Here is a 20,863-nt window from a genome sequence, read left to right as displayed (position 1 = left end):
CGATGAGTGTCGCGAACCTTTCCGTACGTCGCCCGGTCCTTATGACCGTGATGGCGCTAGTGATTATTTTGCTCGGCGCCTTTGGAGCCTCTAACTTGGGCGTGCGTGAATACCCGAACGTAGACTACCCGCTCATTCAGGTGCGTACTTCGTACCCGGGCGCAAACGCAGCCGTGGTCGAAGCCGAAGTCACCGAAATCTTGGAAGCCTCCATCAACAGTGCGTCTGGTATTAAAGCGCTGACTTCTACAAGCCGCGATGGATTCTCCTTCATTAACATTGAATTTGAAACCGGCATGGACTTGGAAGCGGCTGCCAACGAAATTCGCGACCGCGTGAGCCGCGTGCGCCGTCGCTTGCCAGATGATGTCGATGAACCGACGGTCTATAAATCTGACAGCGATAATGACCCGATTTTGATGGTGAGCCTTGTGAGCGATAAGCTCGATCCGATGGAAGTTTCGGAACTGGCCAACAACTTTGTCAAGGAACGCTTGCAGACCATCAACGGCGTCTCTGAAATTGCTATTTGGGGCGAAAAGCGCCCAACGGTTCGCTTGTGGATTGATCCGGTGCGCTTGCAGGCTTTAGGCGTTTCTGGTGCAGAAATGTCGGCTGCTCTCAAGAAGGGAAACTTGGAACTGCCTTCTGGCTCTATCGAAGGTAGCGAAACCACGCTTTCGATTCGTACGCTCGGTCGAATTCTTGACCCGAAGGCTTTTGAAAACATCGCCATCAAGACGGCTGCCGATGGCACCGTGATTCGCATTTCCGATGTGGCTGACATTCACTACGAACCGAAGGATACGCGTACAGGCTTTAGACGCAACGGCAAGAATTCCATTACGCTTGCGTTGATGGCGCAACCCGGTTCGAATCATGTGGAAATCGCTGACGAATTCTACAAGCGCGTTGAAGATATCCGTCGCGAAATTCCTGAAGGTGTCGATGTTCTTTATGGCCGAGATACTTCTATCAATATTCGTGCTTCTATTAAAGAAGTGGTGGAGACGATTTTCATTGCTTTCCTGTTGGTGATTGCGATTATCTTTGCATTCCTCCGCGAAGGTCGCACGACGCTGATTCCGATGGTGGTGGTGCCGGTGTCAGTGATTGGTAGCTTCTTTGTGCTTTACTTGTGTGGTTTCTCAATCAACGTGCTGACTTTGCTTGCGATGGTGCTGGCCATTGGCCTTGTGGTTGACGATGCCATTGTGATTGTGGAAAACATTTATCACAAGATTGAACGCGGTATGACGCCTAAGCAGGCGGCGGTTGCGGGCACGAATGAAATCTTCTTTGCCGTGATTGCAACCTCTGTGGTGTTGATGGCTGTGTTTGTGCCGGTGCTTGCGCTGGGCGGTACGACGGGTCTTTTGTTCCGTGAATTTGTGGCGGTGATGATTGGTACTGTGTTTCTTTCGACGCTTTGCGCCTTGACTCTTTCGCCGATGCTTTGTTCTAAATTCCTGAAAAAGCAAAAGCAGGGCTGGTTCTTCCGAGTTACGGAACCGTTTTTCGATGGAATGAACCGAATCTATTCGGTGCTTCTCGGCGGATTCCTTAGAATGCGTTTGCTCTTGTTCCCGATTGTGGCGGGGCTTTTGATTGCGGCTTATTTCTGCTTCGATAATATGAGTAGCGAAATGGCTCCGACCGAAGACTCGAATGCCGTCATGGTGAACTTGAATATGCCCGAAGGCGTGACGCTTACGCGAACCAAGCGCATGGCCGATGCTTTTGCCGAAGAAGTGATTGGACTTTTAGACAGCAACGAATATACTGAATTCCAGGCGGGTGCATGGAATGCTGGCAATTCGAGAATGCGCTTGACGTTGAATGATGATAAAAAGGCGCGTCGCCCGCAGAGCGTGATTGCTCGCGAAATCCAGCTGCTGGGTAACGAGTATCCTGACTTGCGCGTGATGGTGTTTGAACCGCAAAGTATCAGTACACAGCGCGGTGGCCTTCCGGTGCAGTTTGTGTTGCAGGCTCCGAATATCGAAATCTTGCGTACGCTTGTTCCCAAGTTTGAAGAAGAAGCGAGCCATAGTCCTGTGTTTAGCGTGGTGAATACGAACCTTCGTTTTACCAAGCCGGAACTCCATATTGAAATTTTGCGCGACAAGGCGAACGAAGAAGGCGTGTCGGTGAACGATATTGCGCAGGCGGTACAGCTTGCCATTAGCGACCAGAGCTACGGCGAATTCTATAAGGATGGCCGCCAGTATGATATTATTGGTGCGGTCGGTTACCAGTACCGTAGCATGCCCGAAAACATCTCGATGCTTTCGGTGAAGAATGCGAAGGGTGAATTGGTAAGCCTCGATAACTTTATCACCTTCACAGAGCAATCGGCATCGCCGTCGCTCCCGAGATTCAACCGCTTTAGCGCCGCGACTATTCAGGCGGGACTTGTGCCCGGCAAGACAATTGGCGACGGCGTTGAAGAAATGCGCCGCATTGCAAAGCACTTGCTGAAGGATTACCCGAATGTGAGTACAGCTTTGAGCGGTTCTTCGAAGGAATTCGAAGAAAGTTCCAGCGGCCTCTACATTGTGTTCCTCTTGGCGCTTGCGCTGGTGTTCTTGGTGCTTGCGGGCCAGTTCGAAAGTTTCCGCGCTCCGTTCGTTATCTTCTTTACGGTGCCGCTTGCCTTGGCAGGAGCGCTCGCTTGCTTGTTCATTACGGGCCAGACGCTCAATATCTTTAGCGAGATTGCTCTAATTCTTTTGATCGCACTTGTGACAAAGAATGGTATTCTGATTGTGGAATTTGCAAACCAGATTGCGGCGAGCACCGGCTGTAACAAGCTCGAAGCGGCTCGGATGGCGGCGGAACGCCGCTTCCGCCCAATCCTCATGACGAGCCTTTCAACGGTATTGGGCGCCGTGCCCTTGATTCTCACGGGCACTCCGAGCCGTATCGCGATGGGTATCGCCATCGCAGGCGGTCTTACGTTTGCGACCTTCATGACGCTCTTTATTGTGCCGGCGGCCTACAGCTTCTTTGCTGGCAAGGTTGAAACGTCGAGTACGACTGACGCCTCGAAGATGGCGTAGGTTATTCAACGAGCTGGAAAACGCGTTCGCCTTTACGGCTCATGCCGTAGCGCGTTCGGAGCAATTCTTCTTTGTACAAGGAATCTTTTTTAAGACGTCCGATTTCGATATTGCAAGAATCGATAGCATGCTGCAGAGAATCAATCTGTGCTTGATACATCTCGATGTCTTGCATAATTCGTTGCTGTTGCTTTAAGCTGTTTTTTCCGAACATCAACTGCGAAATGACAATCGCGAATGTTGCGACTATCGTAAACAGGATTATCCAGAAAAAACGCTTTTTCACGTCAGGTTGCTCCGTTAAAGTAGAACTGGAAGTTGTCCGGCGTGTGGACTAGCCCCGAAAGTTCTAGCTCCGTTAATATAGCTAAAATATTGCTAGGCTTAAAGTTACATTCGTTTTGCAACTCCTGAAAAGTCTTCTTGAATCCGTTGAATTGCTTAAAAAGGGTTAATGCATCGCTTGAAAGATTGCAACCGATGGCCTCGATTTGCTTTAAGGAAATTGCTTCGGGCTCGTTTCTTTCGTTTTGTATTTTGGGGAGCCCGGCGACGGTACGCAAGCTTTCGGGCAAAAAGATGGGCATGGCTTTCCCTTGATCCAGGTAAAGATTTGGCCCTCCGGCAGCTTCGCTGTCGAAGTCTCCGGGAATGGCGAGCAAGAGCTTGTTTTCTTGCAGGCAGTAGTCGGCAGTAATGAGAGCTCCGCCTTTAGCTTTACTTTGTACTAAGACTGTGGCGCGGCTGAGTCCGCTGATAATGCGATTGCGTGCGGGAAAATTCCCCTTGAACGCGGGGAAGTCTTCTTCGTATTCAGTCATAATGCCGCCGCCGGCATCGATGATTCGCTTTGCTAAAGTTGCACGGTCTCCGTGAATGCGGGTGTTAATGCCTTGAGCAACGACGGCAATGGTTGGTATCCCGTATTCAATGGCCGCTTCGTGGCAGTAGCTGTCGATACCTTGTGCAAGCCCTGATACGACAACGGCGCGTGTGCCTTGCAGTGATTTGACGAGCCGCCTGCATAGTTCGCGGGCGGAACTGCTTGGGCGGCGTGTGCCCACCATGGCAATCCCGATGGCGTCGCTTGAAGGTAATGTTCCGCGGTAGTACAAGCGTGGTGGCGCAAGTCTAGATTCCTTGAGCGAAAGCGGGTATTGGCTTGGTTCGAGTGTTTCGTACTTTCTATCTTTGTCTGTCATGAAATATTCCTTTGATGACTTGGTGAAAATTATGGCGACCCTGCGTTCCCCCGAGGGTTGCCCTTGGGATAAGCAACAGACGCATCAGTCGCTGCTCCCGTATTTAGTCGAAGAATCCCATGAATACATCGATGCCGCCCAGGCAAACGACAAGGCTCACATGGCCGAAGAATTAGGCGATGTCTTGTTCCAGGTGGTGTTCCATTCGCAAGTCGCGAAAGAAAACGGCGATTTTTCAATCGACGACGTAGTGCAGGGAATCTGCGAAAAAATGATCCGGCGCCACCCGCACGTATTTGGCGATGCCAAGGTTGATGATTCGAACGGCGTAGTCCGCCAGTGGGAACGCATCAAGGCGCAAGAAAAAAACAATCTAAAAATGCAAGGCAAGTCCGCTATGGACAAAGTAAGCAAAAGCTTGCCGACGCTTGCCCGTGCTCAAGAGCTTCAGCGCCGTGCCGCCAAAGTGAGCTTTGACTGGACCGAGGCTGAACCTGTCTTTAACAAGGCTGTGGAAGAATTTAGCGAATTCCGCGCCGAAATGCAAGCGGCATCTCCTGAAAATCGCAACGTAGAACGCATGGAAGATGAATTCGGCGACATCATGTTCAGCTTGGTGAATGTGGCGCGCCACTGCGGCTTTAATGCGGCCTTGGCACTAGAACGCGCGAATTCCAAGTTCGAACGCCGCTTCCGCGTGGTAGAACAGATGGCTCGTGACCAAGGCAAGGAAATGAAAGACGTTGGCCTCGAAGGCTTGCAAGAAATGTGGAAACAAGCGAAGGCTGCATCCAAGTCGTTCTAAATTGGAGCATTCCATGTTGGAATATGAAAATTGAAAAAATATTTTCGCATTCCATATCCCGATGGTATATTAAATAATGTGCTTCCAGTCCATTCTGGTTTAGCGAAGGGATGCTGGAGCAAATCACGGGGTAGAATAGACCGGAAGCACGCTTGTTTTCTTCTAATTCCACTTTCCCGCAGGGTAGTCCCCCTGCGGGATTTTTTCGTTGCTATAAACAAAAAAAAGAACCCAGTGCAATGCACTGAGTTCTTTAAACTTCTAAGAAGTTTGGCTTTAGCTTTTTTGTGAGCCACAAGCGACTTGTATAAACGAGTCGTGGTGGCGAGAGCAAGGCGATATCACATTTTTATGAATGCGATAGAGCCGTGCGGTCTGTTAGGCGCGAGCCTTGGCCTTGTCGCCGTACTTCTTGATGAGTTCTTCCTGGATGTTCTTCGGAACCGGGAGGTACTTGCAGAATTCCATGGTGAATTCTGCCTTACCCTGGGTCATAGAACGCAGGTCAGTGGCGTAGCCGAACATTTCGGACAGCGGGACTTCGGCGGTGATGGTGGTCATGCCGAGTTCTTCGTTCGTACCGGTGATGGTACCACGACGCTGAGAAACGTTACCAACAACAGAACCCTGGAATTCGGTCGGAGTCTGGATTTCGACCTTCATGATCGGTTCGAGGATCTGAGCGCCAGCCTTTTCGAAAGCTTCGCGGAAGGCCATACGGGCTGCAACCTGGAACGCCATATCAGAAGAGTCAACCGGGTGGTATGCACCATCCTGGACTTCCATTTCGATACCCACAACCGGGAAGCCGATCAAGGAACCTGCTTCCATGCAGCTCTGGAAACCCTTGTCGCAAGACGGGATGTATTCCTTCGGAATACGGCCACCCACGACGGAGTTCACGAAGTTGTAAACCTTTTCCTGGTCGCCTTCGACAGCCATCGGACGCATTTCGCCGACAACCTTAGCGTACTGACCAGAACCACCAGTCTGCTTCTTGTGGGTGTAGTCGAACTTGGCCGGACGGGTAATGGTTTCGCGGTAAGCCACCTGCGGAGCACCGGTCGTCACGTCGCACTTGTATTCGCGGCGCATACGTTCGATGTAAACGTCGAGGTGAAGTTCGCCCATACCCTTGATGATGGTCTGGCCGGATTCCTTGTCGACTTCCACCTGGAACGTCGGGTCTTCCTTGGTGAAGCGGTTCAGAGCCTTGGACATGTTGTCCAGGTCGTCACGGTTCTTGGCTTCGATCACGAGTTCGATCACCGGATTCGGCACGTGCATAGAAGTCATGTTGTAGTGGTTCTTGCCATCGGTAAAGGTCGTACCGGAGGCGCAGTCGATACCGAACAGAGCAACAATGTCGCCTGCACCGGCTTCGGTGATATCCACCATTTCGTCAGCGTGCATACGAACCAAGCGGCCCACAGACACCTTCTTGCCGGTGGCCATGTTGGTGATCATGTCGCCCTTCTTGAGGGTACCCTGGTAAATACGGATGTAGGTCAACTGGCCATAGCGGTCGTTCACGAGCTTGAACGCGTAGCAAACGAGCGGAGCGTTGTCTTCGGACTTCAGGACAACTTCAGCTTCGTTGTTGTCGAGGTCGAGAGCCTTGTTTTCAACTTCGGTCGGGTTCGGGAGGTAGTCGATAACGCCGTCGAGGAGCTTCTGGACACCAACGTTCTTGTGAGCGGAACCCATGAACACCGGGGTCACTTCGAGGCTGATGGTAGCCTTACGGATGGTGGCCTTGATGAGGTTCTTGTCGATTTCGTCGACGCCATACTGGCCTTCCATAGCCTTTTCCATGATTTCGTCGCTGTAGTCTGCGCAGCAGTCAATCAGCTTTTCACGGTATTCGTTAGCCTGGTCAACGAGTTCGGCCGGGATTTCCTTTTCGATCATGTCGTCGCCGTTAGCGCCTTCGAAGTAGTAGGCCTTCATTTCGACGAGGTCGACCACGCCCTTCAGTTGGTCTTCGAGACCGATAGGAATCTGCATGACGCAGGGCTTGTGGTTGAGCTTTTCCTTGAGCATGACAGCCACGCGGAGCGGGTTTGCACCGGAGCGGTCGCACTTGTTCACGAACACGACGCGCGGCACATGGTAGCGCTTCATCTGGCGGTCAACGGTAATAGACTGGGACTGAACACCTTCCACGCCGGTGAGCACGAGGATAGCACCGTCGAGCACGCGGAGAGAACGTTCCACTTCGATCGTGAAGTCCACGTGCCCCGGGGTATCGATGATGTTGATGGAGTCGGCTTCGCCAGACTTGGTGTGGGTCCAGTTTGCAAACGTAGCAGCGGACTGAATCGTGATGCCGCGTTCGCGTTCAAGTTCCATGGAGTCCATCGTGGCACCGACGCCGTCTTTACCACGAACTTCGTGGATAGCGTGGATACGCTTTGTGAAGTAGAGGATACGTTCGGTAAGGGTGGTCTTACCGGAGTCGATGTGGGCAGAAATACCAATATTTCTGTGCTTTTCAATGTTTTTCATATTTTATTCCACAAATGGAGTTGATGTTTGTTTGAGTTGCGCCCAAAGATAGAAAAAAAAAGCCCTGTTTCAAGGGCTTGTTTTTCTGAGGACTGCCCAAATGGCGGTAAAAACGGCAAAAGAGGTCAAAATCCAAAGGAGATAGCTTTTAAAAGTCATCCATGGACCGAAACTCATAAAGAACCTCTGAGCGGCATCGGAGGTGAAATTTAGGTCCGTAAGCGATTGCGCCAACCCTTCGACATTGATAGGAATATAGAAGTGGCTCAGTATGAGCTGTAAAATGACAAGAATAGCCGCTTTGCGGGGGGCTAGGTCAAGGGAATCGAGAACGCTTCCCAACGGAATCAGGATGATCGGCAAGAAGGTGACGATGTGTCGGGCTTCACTATCGATGGCAAGAAACAAAAATCCGAGAAAGGCGAGTGCATGCCCCGGTGATATCGATACGAAATCCTTCGAAAAACGGCGAAATTGGAGCAAAATGAGCGGAAGAAGGATTCCTAGGTAGGCGACATGCCCAGCGATGGTGATGGCGGGGTACTTGAGCGGGCGAATGAGGGTTTGAAAAAGGAAGACCCTCCCGTTAAAGAAAACCTCTTCGTTGGTATGGAATCCAAGGAAAACCTTGATGGCGATAATCGGTAGGATCAGTAAAACGGCTGTTTTAAGTGAAAATATGAAATAGAACTGTGCCGGGCTATAGAAAAAGGGGAAGGAGCCTTTTTTGCATAAAACCCAAAGCAGGCCAATAGCGGTTACAAGAGATAGTATTAATAAGCCAGCGCTTAAATCGACTTGTAGGAATTGGACAAGGGCGTCTTGCTTGTGCAATACTATTAATAATGTAATGATACCTGTTGCGGCGACGGCGTATGCAGCCGGGGTGATTCGATAGAGAATTTTGCCCAAGCGGTTTTCTTCTGGAATGGGTTGCAGGTTTTGCCTGAACAGAATGAGCAACAGGTTTATGGTGGTGATGGTTGGCCAGGTAAAAAGTCCAAGAAGGGATACGGCGAAGGAAAGCGCAAACTTGTCGCGTAACAATAGGTAGTAAGAGACTAAGGCTATTGTGATGGCGAAAGCGTCTGTTTGGAACAGTTCGTAGCCGCAGTTTTTAAGGACGTAGTAGTTAAAGAAGAAAATCGAGAAGAGAATGGCTGTGGTCGATTTTTTCCAATTTCGCAGAATGGCAAGCTTAAAGAAGAAGACAACTTGAAGAATCAGATTGAATATGTGCAGCACGCCCATTCCCCATAACATGTGCGAATTGTCGAGGGGGATGTTTAATGCGCCATAGACTAGATTCATGGCGCAGAAAGGGAAAATTCTTTGTATTCGGAAACCGTCGTAACCGATAGAAAAAAAGTCGTTCGAAAAATTTCGAAAGACTTCTCTGTAGAAAGTCCCGTCGAATCCAGCCCCATCGTTGTAAGGAATCTTTTCTCCGAACAGGGAAAGGAAAAACAGCGCGAAAAGAAGTGGGACTAGGATTGAAAAAACGGATTTCATTAATCTGCTATTTCGGCGTCTTCGACTTCTTCGGGATTGTCGGCCAAAGCCTTAAAGTAGGAAGCTGCGGTCTTGCCGACTTCGGTGGTGTCATAGAAGGAATAGGCTCCGTTTCCAAGCGCTCCGATGGCCGGAATGGCACGGAGAGCGGCCCTGCCTAAGAATTTGGTAGAGACCTTGAGGCCGATTTTCTTCAGGATAGATTCTAGAACCGCAAAAGAGACCTTCTGGACCACAATGCGGCTGCCGGTGCGCACAGCGATGTCGCGCAAAAGTTGGGCGGCGCTATGGCGGAACAGACACCAGACCATGGCTTCGCGACTCAGTTGGGCAAATTTACCGTAGGTGGCGGCAATATCGGACACCAGTTGGGCTTGAATGCGCCAGATGGCGGCAATGTCAGGAATCGAGGTCAATACACCCGTAACTCCGGCCGGAACCGAAAGTGTAGCGCTCACCAAAGAGGCTTTGACTGCGGCCTGGCGAATCAGTTTCTTGATTTTATCGTCAGAGTTTTCGCTCGGGGAATGCAGGGATTCCGGAATGTCGGTAATCAGGTCAAACAGCAGGGAAGCTAGTTTTTCCTTGAATTTTTCCATCTTTTCGTCGGTGCAGTCGCTCATAAAAGTCTCCTTACGAGACTAATATACATTATTAAATGTGTAATGTGAAATGATAAATGTGCGATGAAGGGGGGGGGGCGAGGATTCTAGAATATAATCTTCGCGATGCCGCCGGCGAGCCCGGGGATGTTGTAGCGGAGAGTCTTGCCATCGAGCCAGTACGAAAGCGCCTGGTCGATCCATTCGCGCTCGCAGGTGATTTTACGTACTACGATGTCGGTACCTGTATCGGAATCGTCGAAAAAGTAGTAGCCGCGAAACTTAATCGGGAAAATTTCACCGTGCAAGAGCACACTTACGTCGGCAGTGCCGTTGTCGGAGTCAATAGACACGGACTGGACATCGCCAAAGCGCTTGACCAGTTCGTGGTTCTTGACAAAGGCTTCGACAGCCTTATTGCGTAAGTTTCCGAGTAACGACATGTCTTAGCGGGGGAGCGTCAGGATTTCGATGCCGTTCTTGGTGCGGGCCACAGTGTGTTCCCACTGGGCAGAAAGCGAACCATCGCGGGTTACCGCCGTCCAACCGTCGGAGAGCGTCTTGGTGCCCGGACGACCCACGTTGATCATGGGTTCGATGGTGAACACGTTGCCGACTTCAATGAACTGCTTGAGCACATTGTTGCGGAAGTGGTACAGGGTCGGTTCTTCGTGGAAACCGCGACCGATTCCGTGACCGCAATAATCTTCGACTACGCTGAAACCATGTTCGTCGGCAATGTCTTGGATGGCGTTACCGATGTCGTAGTAGCGAGCACCTTGTTCGCCGGCGGCTCGGATGCCTTCTTCCATGCAGAATTTGGCGGTGTCCACGAGTTCCTGGGCGAGGTTGCTCACGCGGCCCACGCAGAACATGGCCGAGGTATCACCATGATAGCCCGAAAGAATCGTGGTGATATCGATGTTCACGATATCGCCGTCTTTCAGGATGGTGTTTGCACTCGGAATGCCGTGGCACACGACTTCGTTAATGCTGATGCAAGCGTAGCGCGGATAACCGTGGTAACCCATGCAGGCCGAAATACCCTTGTTCTTGCGGGTATAGTCGCCGATGAATTCATCGATTTCCAGAGTGGATACGCCCGGTTTGCACATTTCGCCTGCGCGAATGAGAGTTTCTGCGGCGAGGGCGCCTGCGTCGCGGATCAGTTCGATTTCTTTTGCGGATTTGATTTTGATTTTAGCCATTGTTCTTCCCTTTCAAACCTATTTTTTCCATGCGTAGCGGTCAACGAGGTAGGCGAGAAGCATCTGGTCTTCTTCGGTGCCGTTTGCGAGTTCCTTCACCAGCGGGATTACGCGGCTGATGCGTTCGCGGGCTTTCTGTCCGCCAAAGTGGTTCTTTTCTTGTTCGAGCTTGGCGCGCACGCGTTCGCTCACCTTCTTTGAAATTTCTTCGTTTGTCGGAACTTCCATCTTGATGAAGTTGATGCCGAAGTCGGCGGCGGTCTGCTTCATGTCGATTTCTTCGACCGGCGTAATCAGCGAAATGCAAAGTCCGCTGCGGCCCGCACGGGCGGTACGTCCGCTACGGTGCACATACACTTCGTGGTCATCGGGGTGGTCGTACACAATCACGTGTGTCACGTGGTCCACGTCAATACCGCGGGCTGCCACGTCCGTACAAATGAGAATGCGGAGTTTCTTGTCGCGGAAAGCGTTCAAGGTCTTTTCGCGCATGTTCTGGGCGACATCGCCACTCAGAGCGCCTACGTTGAAGCCGTAGCCCGAAAGCACCTGTTCCAGGTAGCTCACGTCGCTCTTTTTGTTGCAGAAAATCATGCAGCTTTCAGGATTGTAGTATTCCAGCACCTTGATGGTCATGGAATCCTTGTCCATTACGTCGCAGGGATACCAGCGGTGTTCCAGGTTGTTTGCGATCACCTTGTCGTAGCTGAGCGACAGAAATTCGGCGCTCGGACGCTGGAATTCGCGGGCGAGGCTCTTCACGGTCTGCGGAATGGTGGCGCTGAACATGGTGCAGGCAATCTGCTTGGGCAGGTACTTGCGAATCTTTTGCATGTCGGGATAGAAACCCATCGAAAGCATTTCGTCGGCTTCGTCCAGAATCAAGTCGCGGATGTCCAAGAAGTCCACATTGCCGCGCTGCACATGGTCCATCAGGCGACCCGGAGTTGCCACAATGATATGCACGCCGTTCTTGAGGGCCTTCAGCTGCGGTTCATAACTCACACCGCCGAAAATGGCGACGGAGCGAATGCCCGTGCCGGCAGAAAGTTTTTCGATTTCGTCTTGAACCTGCAAGCAGAGTTCACGTGTCGGCACGAGAATCAAAGCCTGCGGGAAAATATGGTCGCGAACAATCACCTGCAAAAGCGGGAGAACGTAGGCGCCGGTCTTTCCCGAACCGGTCTTGGACTGCACCAGCATATCGCGGGCGGCGAGCATGTAAGGAATCGTCTTGCGTTGTACCGGCATCAGGTCGGTCCAGCCGTGCTGAGCGAGAACAGCCTTCTGTTCTTCGGGCAACATGTCAAAAGTATAGTCGGGGAGCTTGTGTTCGGGCTCGATAATCTTAACGGGAGTCAGAAACGGATTTACTTTTTCTTCTTTCTTTTCTTCTTTTACTTCTTCACTCATAGTGAGCGCAAATGTAGAAAAATCCTACTTAAACGGTGTCCAGTGGTATTCCAACCCAACGCTGATAAACCAGTCAACAGTGCTTGCGCCAATGGTTGTGGGTTCAGCTGCTGCGTCGGGCGAGGGTTCTACATAGACATCTTTACCGCGGCTCGAAATGCCTGTACGCACGCTTAGGCCATAGTGCTGCAAGAATACGCATTGCGTGCCAAATCCGAAGAGGGCGCCCTTGTAGGGGTCTTCGGTCTTGAATCGGGTCTCGTATTCCCTAGAGGGCTTTTTCTTGGAATCTTTGAGTTCTATGTCTTCGGCGTAGAAACTGTATTGGAATCCGAGGAAGGCGAACAGGTGCAAGTCTAGCCATTTGAATGGTTCGTAGGTCCTTGCAAACATCACGTTCAGGCCGATTTCGTGCTGAGAGAAATTCCAGTGGTCCAGTTCTTCGTAAACTTCGTCGCGGTCGTCTATTTTTACGGCGTGGTCCGAATAGCGGTAGAATATTTCGCCACCGATAAAGCCAAACCAGATTCCGCCCGCATACAGAGTAAAGAGCGGGGTGGAATCGTCCATAAAGTTCCAGAGGCTAACGGAGTCTCGTGTTGCGCGGTAATTTGAAACGCGGTTTCTGATTTTGCGCTTGTACCAGCTGTACGGAGTGAGCGGAATTTGGGCCTGGGCGTATCCAGCAGAAATACCTGCCCAAGATCTGAATGTCGGCGTTTCCTTGTAAAGCTCGTCGGGTTCCGTTTCCTTTTTCAGACGTTCTTCTTTTGTTAAACGGCGCTTGGTGTGGCGACCAAAAAAGGCGCTGGCAATATCATCACCCAAGGCTATCTTGTCGGATGTCTTTGCAACGGTTCCTGCACTTCTCGGTTCAAGCGTTGTTTCGTCGAAAATAGCGATTTGCAGGTCTTTGCCTTTATCGGCAATAAACAAAACGATTTTGTCTTCGAGTGCTTGGATTTTGGCCATCATGGAGGGGTGGCGGGCTTTCAAAAGATGCGCGTCCAGACCGGGTTCAATGTTGTTGGAAAGCCAAGATGCGTAACGCATGGCGACGGTGTCGCGTTCCCATTCACCGAAAAGTCTGCACTTGGGGTCGCCAATGCCAGAATTGTTGCGGCGTAGCGATAGGCAGAATTCCTTGGGGTCAATGGCGGGCTCCTTGTCGGGAGTCCAAATCAAGATGTCGGCGTTTTGCCACAGCGTCCAGTGGGAATCAAAGAAGATGTCCTTGGCGTAGGCGTTCCCTGCCAAAAAGGCTTGCGCAAAAATCACGACTGCAAATGCAATTAGGGAAAGTCGTCTCATTTGCCGGCCCCCTTGTACATGTTCTTGCGAATCTGTTGGACGGTTTGTCGCATCAGTTGTTCAAGGTCGTTCAAAGTGAGCTTGATAACTGGGTGCTGGATTTCGTCGACGGCGCTAAACAACGAGCGTTGTTTTACATTGTCCCACAGTGTATACGATACAATGGCGCTGATATTTTTGACTTCGCGCTTGTCTTCCAATTCGTTGTGAATCAAGGCGTAGTCAAAGAAGTTTTCTCGCTTCAAGTCGGTGCCGATAATGACTTCGTGAATCAAGAGAATCTGCGGAGGAACGCTGCCGTCAGGTGCTTTAACTGTCACACCTTGCTCGGGGAGTTTCCCCTTCATGAAAATGCGGTCGTCGAGTTTCTGGCTTTCTTCGGGGAAACTTGCCAGCACAGAATCGGGCAGAACGTTCAGCTTGCTGTAACCGCCGCGGAATTCGTGTTCCATGGCTTTGGAGCAAAACTCAGTCGCCTTAATTTGCGTGCTGTCGCCAAAGTCCAGGCGGTTTGCAAACCACTTGGTTCGGGTAATAACAAACGACTTCTGGAGCCCCGTTACCGTAAGTTCGCCATAGGGCGCTTGCTTGTAGGCGGGGTGGCTGCTGGACCAATGGTAAGAATCGGCGCAACCCGTGAAGAGTAGCGCCGCCATTACAAACAATGTTCCAAAGAGGCGTGCCATTAATCCTTGCTGATTACGGTGCGCCCCACTTTTCGCGGTAAGCGTACACCTTGTCGAGGATTCCTTCGGGAGCGTTGATCTTCTTGCGATTTTCTTCGCTTTCGAGGAAGGCGATAATGTCGTTGATGTTCACGATGGAGTGAGCTTCGATGCCGTATTCGTCTTGCACGGTCTGGAGCGCGGACTTGCCGTTATCGAGCTTTTCCTTGCGGTCCACCGAAATCAAGAGACCGATAACGTTTGCATTCTCAATCTTCGAAAGAGCCTGCATCGTTTCGTTCACGCTGGTGCCTGCGGTAATCACGTCTTCGATAATCACGACGTTCGTCTTTTCGGCGTACTTGTAACCGACGAGCATGCCGCCTTCACCGTGGTCCTTCGCTTCTTTGCGGTTGTAGGTAAAGGTGAGGTCTTGGCTGTACACGTCAGAAAGCTTCATGGCCGTGGCTGCGCACAGCGGAATGCCCTTGTAGGCCGGTCCATAAAGGTTTTGGGCCTTGCCGTCGAAATGCTTCATGAATGCGGCGGCGTAGAATTCGGCAAGCTTGGAAAGCGTGCGGCCGGTACGGAACTCTCCGGTGTTAATGAAGTACGGCGTATTGCGGCCGCTCTTGGTCACGAAATCACCGAACTTGAGTGCGCCGGCTTCTACGAGAAAATGAACAAATTGGTCTTTATTATTCATGATGGAACCTTAGTAGCTAGTTATGCGCTTGCACCGCAGAGAAGGCTGAAGATTCGGGCGAACACGTTCGTTTCTTCGGTCAGAATTTCGATGACAACCAAGAGGATTGTAATCAGTACGCACAGACCGATGTAGAAATAGAACGACTTCTTGAAGCCCTTGATCTTCATCTTGAAAATGGCCCAAGCAATCACACTAAAGATAGCGCTGAAAGTCCATGCGGCAACGGCACCGAGCGAAATACCCGGAATCAGGCTGATGGCAAACGTGAGGGCGATACCCGGCATAAAGTAGAAGCAAATGCACAGGACGCTCAACAGGGCGAATCCGACATAGTGAGAGAAACCGCGTTCGCGCTGGACAATCACCTGCGGCTGGGTCGGCGATGCGTAGGATTCTTCTACGGGAGCTTCCTGCGGAATGCTCTCGGCGCTAGATTCCGGTGCGGTTTCGTTTTCAACAACCGGAGCAACTTCGGCGGGAGCCTCGGTTGTGACTTCGTTTTGATTCAGTTCTTCGGACATATTGTCTCCTGTAAAATTCTAGAGAATAAAGGTGCGGCCGGCGTAAACGAATACGCGGTGTTCGAGCCAAAGCTTGAGGGCGGCAGACAGCGTGCGCTTTTCGATATCCTTGCCCAGTTCCACGAGTTCGTCGATGCTGGCGGTTTCAGGCACGCGCTGGATATCCTGACAAATAATCGGGCCTTGGTCCAGGTCTTCGGTGGCAAAGTGAGCGGTTGCACCGATAATCTTCACACCCTTGTGCCAGGCCTGGTGGTAGGGCTTTGCTCCCTTGAATGCCGGCAAGAATCCGTGGTGGATGTTGATAATGCGGTACTTGAATTCTTCGGTAAAGGCTTCGCTCAAGATCTGCATGTAACGAGCGAGTACCACAGTATCGGTCTTGGTTTCGGCAATAATTTCGCGGAAACGATTTTCGGGAATGCTCTTGTCCGGGTTCGACGGCACATAGTAGAACGGCACGCCGAAGGTTCCGCCTACAGGGCCCAGGTCGGGGTGGTTACCCACAATGCAACTGAACTCGCAGGGGAGGTCTCCATCGCGGTGTTTGAGCAAAAGGTCATAAAGGCAGTGGTCCGTCTTCGAAACGAAGATGGCTACGCGTTCAATTTTGGTGGTGTCGAACAACTTCCAGTTCAGGTGGAGGTGACCTTCCAAGGTTTCCAGATGTTTGCGGACTTCTTCGATATTTTCGGATTCCGCTTCAAAAACGGCACGTAAAAAGAAAGTTTCGATATCTTTTGCCGTATGTTGCTGTAAATCAACAATGTTGGCGCCCGCCTTGGCGAGTACCTGGGTAGTTCCGGCAATAAGTCCCTTTTGGTCAGGGCAATGAATCTGCAAAATGTAACGTGTAATAGCCATAGCCCAAAATTATAAAAACGCAGGCATTAAGTCTTTGCTTCCCTTCCGAAAATCTAAAATATTCTAACTTTAAACCGGAAACTTTATACGAGAAGGAAAAATGAGTCGTAAATTCTCTTTCAAGTCTATGTTTGCTGTCGTATTCGGTATGGCGGTTGTTCAGGCATTTGCTGTTCCTCAGAAGTCTTGGGACGCTATCTACAATGCCGAAGGCGAAGGTGATTATTCTGCCGCCAAGATCGAAGGCAAAATCCGTTTCGGTAAGTACACTCACTATAAAGAAGTCCAGCCGGTTTCTTTCAAGGTGAATGATAGTTTGTTCGCTTTCTCGGTGGCCGGTAACATGACTGTTGCTTCCGACAAGATCGAAAAGGAACATTTCTACGAAAAGTGTAACGAAACCATGGAAGCATGGATTTCGTTCTTTAATACTCCGCGCGATTTCGGTGGTGAAAACCTGATTATCAACATTGCTGGCGTGGACCTCGCTTGTGGCGATGAACTTTTTGCTGTGGGCGATTTGCGCATCAAGTTCACGAACCCCAAGGCTCAGGAAGCTTGGGCAAACACTTTGGAAGGCCGCGAAAAGTACAAGCGTGAAAAGGTGGTAGAATACCGCCGCGCCGAACAGGAACACCGCTCTTCTCTCCGCGACGTGTCTGGCATGGTTAAGGACCCGCGTGATGGCCAAGTGTACCGCACCATCAAGGTTGAAGGCCGTGAATGGTTCGCTCAGAACGTGAACTACAATGTGGAAGGTCACTCCTGGTGCTACGAAGACAAGGAAAACTACTGCGCTCGTGGTGGCCGTCTGTATGACTTGGAAGGCGCCCGCAAGGCATGCCCCGAAGGCTGGCACTTGCCGCGTGACCGCGAATGGATGGACTTGCTCGTTGGCCTGACTCACTGCTACGATGGCGTGGACAAGTGCGAAAAGTTTGCTAACAAGATGAAGGCTACCACTGGCTGGCAGGGCGGTGGCGGTACCGACGAATACGGCTTCTCTATCTTCTCTTCGGGCTACCGCAAGATGGTGGGTAAGTCTATCGTCCGTTACGAAGATATGGGTGAATACGCTGGTTTCTGGTCTGCACAGAACGGTCGTAACGAAACCATTTGGATTTGGGCCATGGGCCGTATGAGTGACCAGATGGTCCGCCAGCTCGTGCCGAGCAAGACCAACGCCTACTCCGTCCGTTGCATCAACGGTAACTAATCTTTAGTTGACATTCAACAAAGAAAGGCTCCCGAACGGGAGCCCTTTCTGTATTTATAGCGAGAAGCTCGCGCCGAAGGCGCGGCGTATTTTACATCTGGCGAATCGGGAAGAGTCCGAGCAGGTCGAGCACGTTTTCGAGCACGATCTGTGTTGCCTGAACCAAGAACAGGCGGGACTTTTCTTCGGCAGAACCGAGCACGCGGTCTTCGTGGATGAACTTGTGTGCGGCTTCTGCGATTTCCAAAGCATACTGGGCGAGAACGCTCGGTTCATCACCGGCGACGGCGTCCAGAATCTTCTTGCCCTTCTTCGACAGGATGTTGATGAGGCTGTAGGCAGCATCGTCGCCGAGCTGGGCCATGTCCACATCGGCAATGTTCACCGTGTAACCGGCCTTGCGCATAATGCTGCAAAGACGCACGTGGGCGTTCTGCACATACGGACCGGTATCGCCTTCGAAGCTCATCACTGCATCCCAATCGAAACGCACATCCTTCAAGCGGCTGTTCTTGAGGTCGTTGAAGGTGAGGGCGGAAATACCGATCTGGCGAGCGATAAGTTCCTTGTTTTCGAGCTCCGGATTCTTCGCGTCGATGAATTCGAGAATCTTCTTCTGGGCAGCTTCAATCACGTCGCGAAGCAGGCTTGCGGTACCCGTACGGGTCTTGCCCTTTTCCCACTTGCCGTCGACCAGCTGCAGGATCACGCCGAACGGAATGTGGTACATGTCCTTGTACCATTCGCGGCCCATCTTCTTGAGCACATGGAACACCTGCTTGAAATGGAGAGCCTGTCCGAGGTCCACCACATAAAGGCACTTGTCGAAGTTGTATTCCTTCTTGCGGTAGCAAGCGGCGGCCAAGTCGCGGGTAGCGTACAAAGTAGAACCATCGCTCTTGCGAATCAGGCAAGGGTTCAGGTCGAATTCGTCGAGCATCACCACGTCCAAATCCTGGCTCTTGACCATCAAGTTCTTTTCGCGGAGTTCGTCGAGAATGGCCGGAATCTTGTCTTCGAAGAAGGATTCGCCGGTGTAGTGGTCAAAGCCCACGCCCATCATGTCGTAGATGCGCATGAGTTCCTTGAGCGTGGCGGCGCGGAAGGCGGTCCAAAGCTTGCGGTAGAATTCATCACCCTGTTCGAGCTTGGTGAATGCGGCGCGTGCTTCATCTTCGAGGCCGGGTTCTTCTTTGCTGGCCTTGGAGAAGGCGGCGTAAAGAATGTTCAATTCCTTCACGGTCAGGCTATCGAGCGTAGCGTCGTCTGTCGGGCGCTTTTCGCGCAGGTACATCACGATGAGCTTGCCGAAAGCGGTTCCCCAGTCACCCAGGTGGTTAATGCGTTCCACCTTGTAACCGGCGGCCTTGTAAATGCGGGAAAGCGAGTTTCCAATCATTGTTGAACGCAGGTGATGGAAGGCGAGTTCCTTACCGATGTTCGGGGAGCTAAAGTCAATGCAGACCACTTTGCCGTTCGATGCGGCATGGCCGTATTCCAAGCCCTTGGCGGCGATTTCTTCGAGCGTCGACTTAGCTAAGAAGCTACGGTCGATAAAGAAGTTCAGGTAACCGTTCACGGCTTCGACCTTCGAAAGACCTGCCGGAAGCTTCACCTGGGCGGCCAAGTCTTCGGCGATCATTTTCGGGGCCTTGCGCATCACCTTGGCGAGCGAAAAACACGGAATGGTAAAGTTGCCGTGCGTGGTGTCAGGCGGCACAGAGATAAGCTTGAGGGCGGCTTCCTTTTCGAAGGAACCGGTAGCGGCGAGCGCTTCTGCGATTTCTTGCTCAAACGAGTTCATCTTCACTGCTCTTCTTCTTAGAGGTCTTCTTCACAAAGTCATTTTCGTCGAGATTTTCGATCTTGCCGTCGGCATACAGACGGTCCAGCGAAATTTCGTTACGCTTTTCTTCTTCGAACAGGTGTACCATCAGGTCGAGGCCTGCGTCGAACACAGCCCAGCGCACGCCTTCCTTGTATTCCACGCCCACGGACGGGAGCTTGTTTGCCTTGAATTCCTTACGCAGTTCGTTCAGAATAGCCTGCATCTGTGCTTCGCTTTCGCAGGTGGCGACAAGGAAAAAGTCGGTCACGTCCTTGATGCCGCGAAGGTCAATCAACTGGACGTTCTGGGCGCGCAGTTCAAAAAGAATGCTGGCTCCGATATTTACGGACTCTGGCAGGTCTGTGATTTTTGTTGTCATTATTCTTCTCCCTGTTCGGGTTCAATGATTTGATTAAAGTCTTTTCCTATGTAGACGGCGGCGTCGACAACAGCGCGGCTACTATGAACGATAAGCACGTTGTCGGTCTTGAGCGCTTGAGCTAAAGCTTTGGCCCCTTCCCATTCGGGGTTTCTAAGCACGAGAACAGTCTCGTCGTAATTCTGCAAGCGGTCGTTCCTGGAACTTACGATATCGAAACCGTTGTCGCGCAGGTAAGAACGCATCTTGGCTGCAGCGCCTTGCATTCCGCAACTGTTTAATACCTCGACATCGCCCTTGTAGGTTCGTTTGACCTTTACAACTTGGGCTTTTTTCGGCTTTTCTTCGCAACCTAAAAATGCCGTTGCAATAAACAACAGCGTAACCACCGTTAAGATGGCTGAAATAATGCGGTATGCTTTAGAAATGCTTTGGTACATTCGTCAGCACAAATTTAGTAAAATCCCCAATGGCGGTAAGGTCCGTATGCCTTGAAAGCGTCGTTTTCGTTTATGAACATGACCCTGACACTCATGTTGTCGTTGGGTTTATATTCCAAAGAAATATCAGGAATCACAATGCCTACGCGCCCTTGGCGTACATCTTCTTTTGCAACGGGCGAACCAAAACGGAAGTTGGAATAAAGCGGCATCCAAAGTCCGACATTTGCATATAAATGTAGTTCCGGCGTAAATTCGTAGGCGAGGTGTGCCATGTAGCTTTGCTGGGCGTAAGTTCCAAAAGAACCGCCCATAAAACTGATTGTATACGAGTAGGCGACTTTTAGCGCGGGGTCAAAGGTTTCGTGCCTAACTAAACGTTCGGGGTTAAAATGCTCGCGATTCCAGGGAATTCCGTCATCTGGGACCACATACACGGTGTCGACAATTGTGTCTTTCGGGGCTTCTTTGACGGCAGCGGTTTTTTTCGCGGTGTTTGCAACAGCGGAATCGGCCTTCGCAGGACTTTCCGCAAAGGCTGTCATTGCCATAAACAGCATCAAAAACAGCATTAACCGCATGCTTAGAATATAGAAAAAGGGACTGAAAGGATTTCCC

General features: G+C 51.2%; 20 protein-coding genes. 3 read left to right on the top strand and 17 right to left on the bottom strand.

Annotated elements, in window-relative coordinates; all coding sequences use genetic code 11:
• Window positions 1-2: 2 nt before the first annotated feature.
• Window positions 3-3,062, top strand: coding sequence for an efflux RND transporter permease subunit (locus QOL41_RS01155; RefSeq protein ID WP_173653505.1), 3,060 nt, complete (start codon window positions 3-5; stop codon window positions 3,060-3,062).
• Between the two features lies 1 nt (window position 3,063).
• Here the strand turns inward: QOL41_RS01155 and QOL41_RS01150 are convergent, their stop codons facing one another.
• Window positions 3,064-3,348: an FtsB family cell division protein gene (locus tag QOL41_RS01150; protein ID WP_173653504.1), complete on the bottom strand. Its 285-nt coding sequence runs from the start codon at window positions 3,346-3,348 to the stop codon at window positions 3,064-3,066.
• A gap of 1 nt (window position 3,349) precedes the next feature.
• The gene (locus QOL41_RS01145) at window positions 3,350-4,264 is read right to left on the bottom strand and encodes a DNA-processing protein DprA (protein WP_283428301.1); all 915 of its coding nucleotides are present in this window, start codon (window positions 4,262-4,264) and stop codon (window positions 3,350-3,352) included.
• Here QOL41_RS01145 and mazG point away from each other — a divergent pair.
• Window positions 4,263-5,069, top strand: coding sequence for a nucleoside triphosphate pyrophosphohydrolase (mazG, locus tag QOL41_RS01140; RefSeq protein WP_173653502.1), 807 nt, complete (start codon window positions 4,263-4,265; stop codon window positions 5,067-5,069). The genes QOL41_RS01145 and mazG overlap by 2 nt on opposite strands.
• Before the next feature lie 378 nt (window positions 5,070-5,447).
• Here mazG and fusA read toward each other — a convergent pair whose 3' ends face one another.
• From fusA to purU, 11 genes are all read right to left on the bottom strand, one after another.
• Window positions 5,448-7,577 (bottom strand): elongation factor G, encoded by a 2,130-nt coding sequence (gene fusA, locus QOL41_RS01135; protein WP_088627423.1) that lies wholly within the window; start codon window positions 7,575-7,577, stop codon window positions 5,448-5,450.
• A 69-nt stretch (window positions 7,578-7,646) separates the two neighbouring features.
• On the bottom strand, window positions 7,647-9,089 hold the full coding sequence (locus QOL41_RS01130) for a hypothetical protein (protein WP_283428300.1): 1,443 nt from the start codon (window positions 9,087-9,089) through the stop codon (window positions 7,647-7,649).
• The gene (locus QOL41_RS01125) at window positions 9,089-9,712 is read right to left on the bottom strand and encodes an EcsC family protein (protein ID WP_173654877.1); all 624 of its coding nucleotides are present in this window, start codon (window positions 9,710-9,712) and stop codon (window positions 9,089-9,091) included. Before QOL41_RS01125 ends, QOL41_RS01130 begins: the two co-directional genes overlap by 1 nt.
• Window positions 9,713-9,798: 86 nt before the next feature.
• A complete protein-coding gene (locus tag QOL41_RS01120) occupies window positions 9,799-10,134 on the bottom strand; it encodes a hypothetical protein (RefSeq protein WP_173654876.1) in 336 nt (111 codons plus the stop codon).
• 3 nt (window positions 10,135-10,137) lie between these two features.
• The gene (gene map, locus QOL41_RS01115) at window positions 10,138-10,899 is read right to left on the bottom strand and encodes a type I methionyl aminopeptidase (protein ID WP_173654875.1); all 762 of its coding nucleotides are present in this window, start codon (window positions 10,897-10,899) and stop codon (window positions 10,138-10,140) included.
• An 18-nt stretch (window positions 10,900-10,917) separates the two neighbouring features.
• Entirely contained in the window at window positions 10,918-12,312 is a 1,395-nt protein-coding gene (locus QOL41_RS01110; protein ID WP_283428299.1) for a DEAD/DEAH box helicase, read from the bottom strand.
• Window positions 12,313-12,336: 24 nt separating this feature from the next.
• Window positions 12,337-13,623: a hypothetical protein gene (locus QOL41_RS01105; protein ID WP_283428298.1), complete on the bottom strand. Its 1,287-nt coding sequence runs from the start codon at window positions 13,621-13,623 to the stop codon at window positions 12,337-12,339.
• Window positions 13,620-14,309: a hypothetical protein gene (locus tag QOL41_RS01100; protein ID WP_173653166.1), complete on the bottom strand. Its 690-nt coding sequence runs from the start codon at window positions 14,307-14,309 to the stop codon at window positions 13,620-13,622. The genes QOL41_RS01105 and QOL41_RS01100 overlap by 4 nt, the downstream gene beginning before the upstream one ends.
• Window positions 14,310-14,322: 13 nt before the next feature.
• Window positions 14,323-14,994: an orotate phosphoribosyltransferase gene (gene pyrE, locus QOL41_RS01095; RefSeq protein WP_173653167.1), complete on the bottom strand. Its 672-nt coding sequence runs from the start codon at window positions 14,992-14,994 to the stop codon at window positions 14,323-14,325.
• A gap of 20 nt (window positions 14,995-15,014) precedes the next feature.
• A complete protein-coding gene (locus QOL41_RS01090) occupies window positions 15,015-15,518 on the bottom strand; it encodes a hypothetical protein (protein WP_173653168.1) in 504 nt (167 codons plus the stop codon).
• Window positions 15,519-15,536: 18 nt separating this feature from the next.
• A complete protein-coding gene (purU, locus tag QOL41_RS01085) occupies window positions 15,537-16,382 on the bottom strand; it encodes a formyltetrahydrofolate deformylase (RefSeq protein ID WP_072800463.1) in 846 nt (281 codons plus the stop codon).
• A gap of 100 nt (window positions 16,383-16,482) precedes the next feature.
• Here purU and QOL41_RS01080 point away from each other — a divergent pair, with 100 nt between their 5' ends.
• On the top strand, window positions 16,483-17,598 hold the full coding sequence (locus QOL41_RS01080) for a fibrobacter succinogenes major paralogous domain-containing protein (RefSeq protein WP_283428297.1): 1,116 nt from the start codon (window positions 16,483-16,485) through the stop codon (window positions 17,596-17,598).
• A 91-nt stretch (window positions 17,599-17,689) separates the two neighbouring features.
• Here the strand turns inward: QOL41_RS01080 and argS are convergent, their stop codons facing one another.
• From argS to QOL41_RS01060, 4 genes are read right to left on the bottom strand one after another with little or no spacing between them, the layout of a single operon-like run.
• On the bottom strand, window positions 17,690-19,402 hold the full coding sequence (gene argS / locus QOL41_RS01075) for an arginine--tRNA ligase (RefSeq protein ID WP_173352225.1): 1,713 nt from the start codon (window positions 19,400-19,402) through the stop codon (window positions 17,690-17,692).
• Window positions 19,389-19,805, bottom strand: a complete 417-nt coding sequence (gene rsfS / locus QOL41_RS01070; RefSeq protein ID WP_173653169.1) for a ribosome silencing factor — start codon at window positions 19,803-19,805, stop codon at window positions 19,389-19,391. Before rsfS ends, argS begins: the two co-directional genes overlap by 14 nt.
• A complete protein-coding gene (locus tag QOL41_RS01065) occupies window positions 19,805-20,245 on the bottom strand; it encodes a LytR C-terminal domain-containing protein (protein ID WP_283428296.1) in 441 nt (146 codons plus the stop codon). Before QOL41_RS01065 ends, rsfS begins: the two co-directional genes overlap by 1 nt.
• Window positions 20,246-20,259: 14 nt before the next feature.
• Window positions 20,260-20,826: a hypothetical protein gene (locus QOL41_RS01060; RefSeq protein WP_283428295.1), complete on the bottom strand. Its 567-nt coding sequence runs from the start codon at window positions 20,824-20,826 to the stop codon at window positions 20,260-20,262.
• Window positions 20,827-20,863 lie beyond the last annotated feature (37 nt).

This window comes from Fibrobacter sp. UWB10 (genome assembly GCF_900182935.1).
GTDB lineage: Bacteria > Fibrobacterota > Fibrobacteria > Fibrobacterales > Fibrobacteraceae > Fibrobacter > Fibrobacter succinogenes_O.
This window is presented reverse-complemented; position numbering and strand designations above follow the sequence as displayed.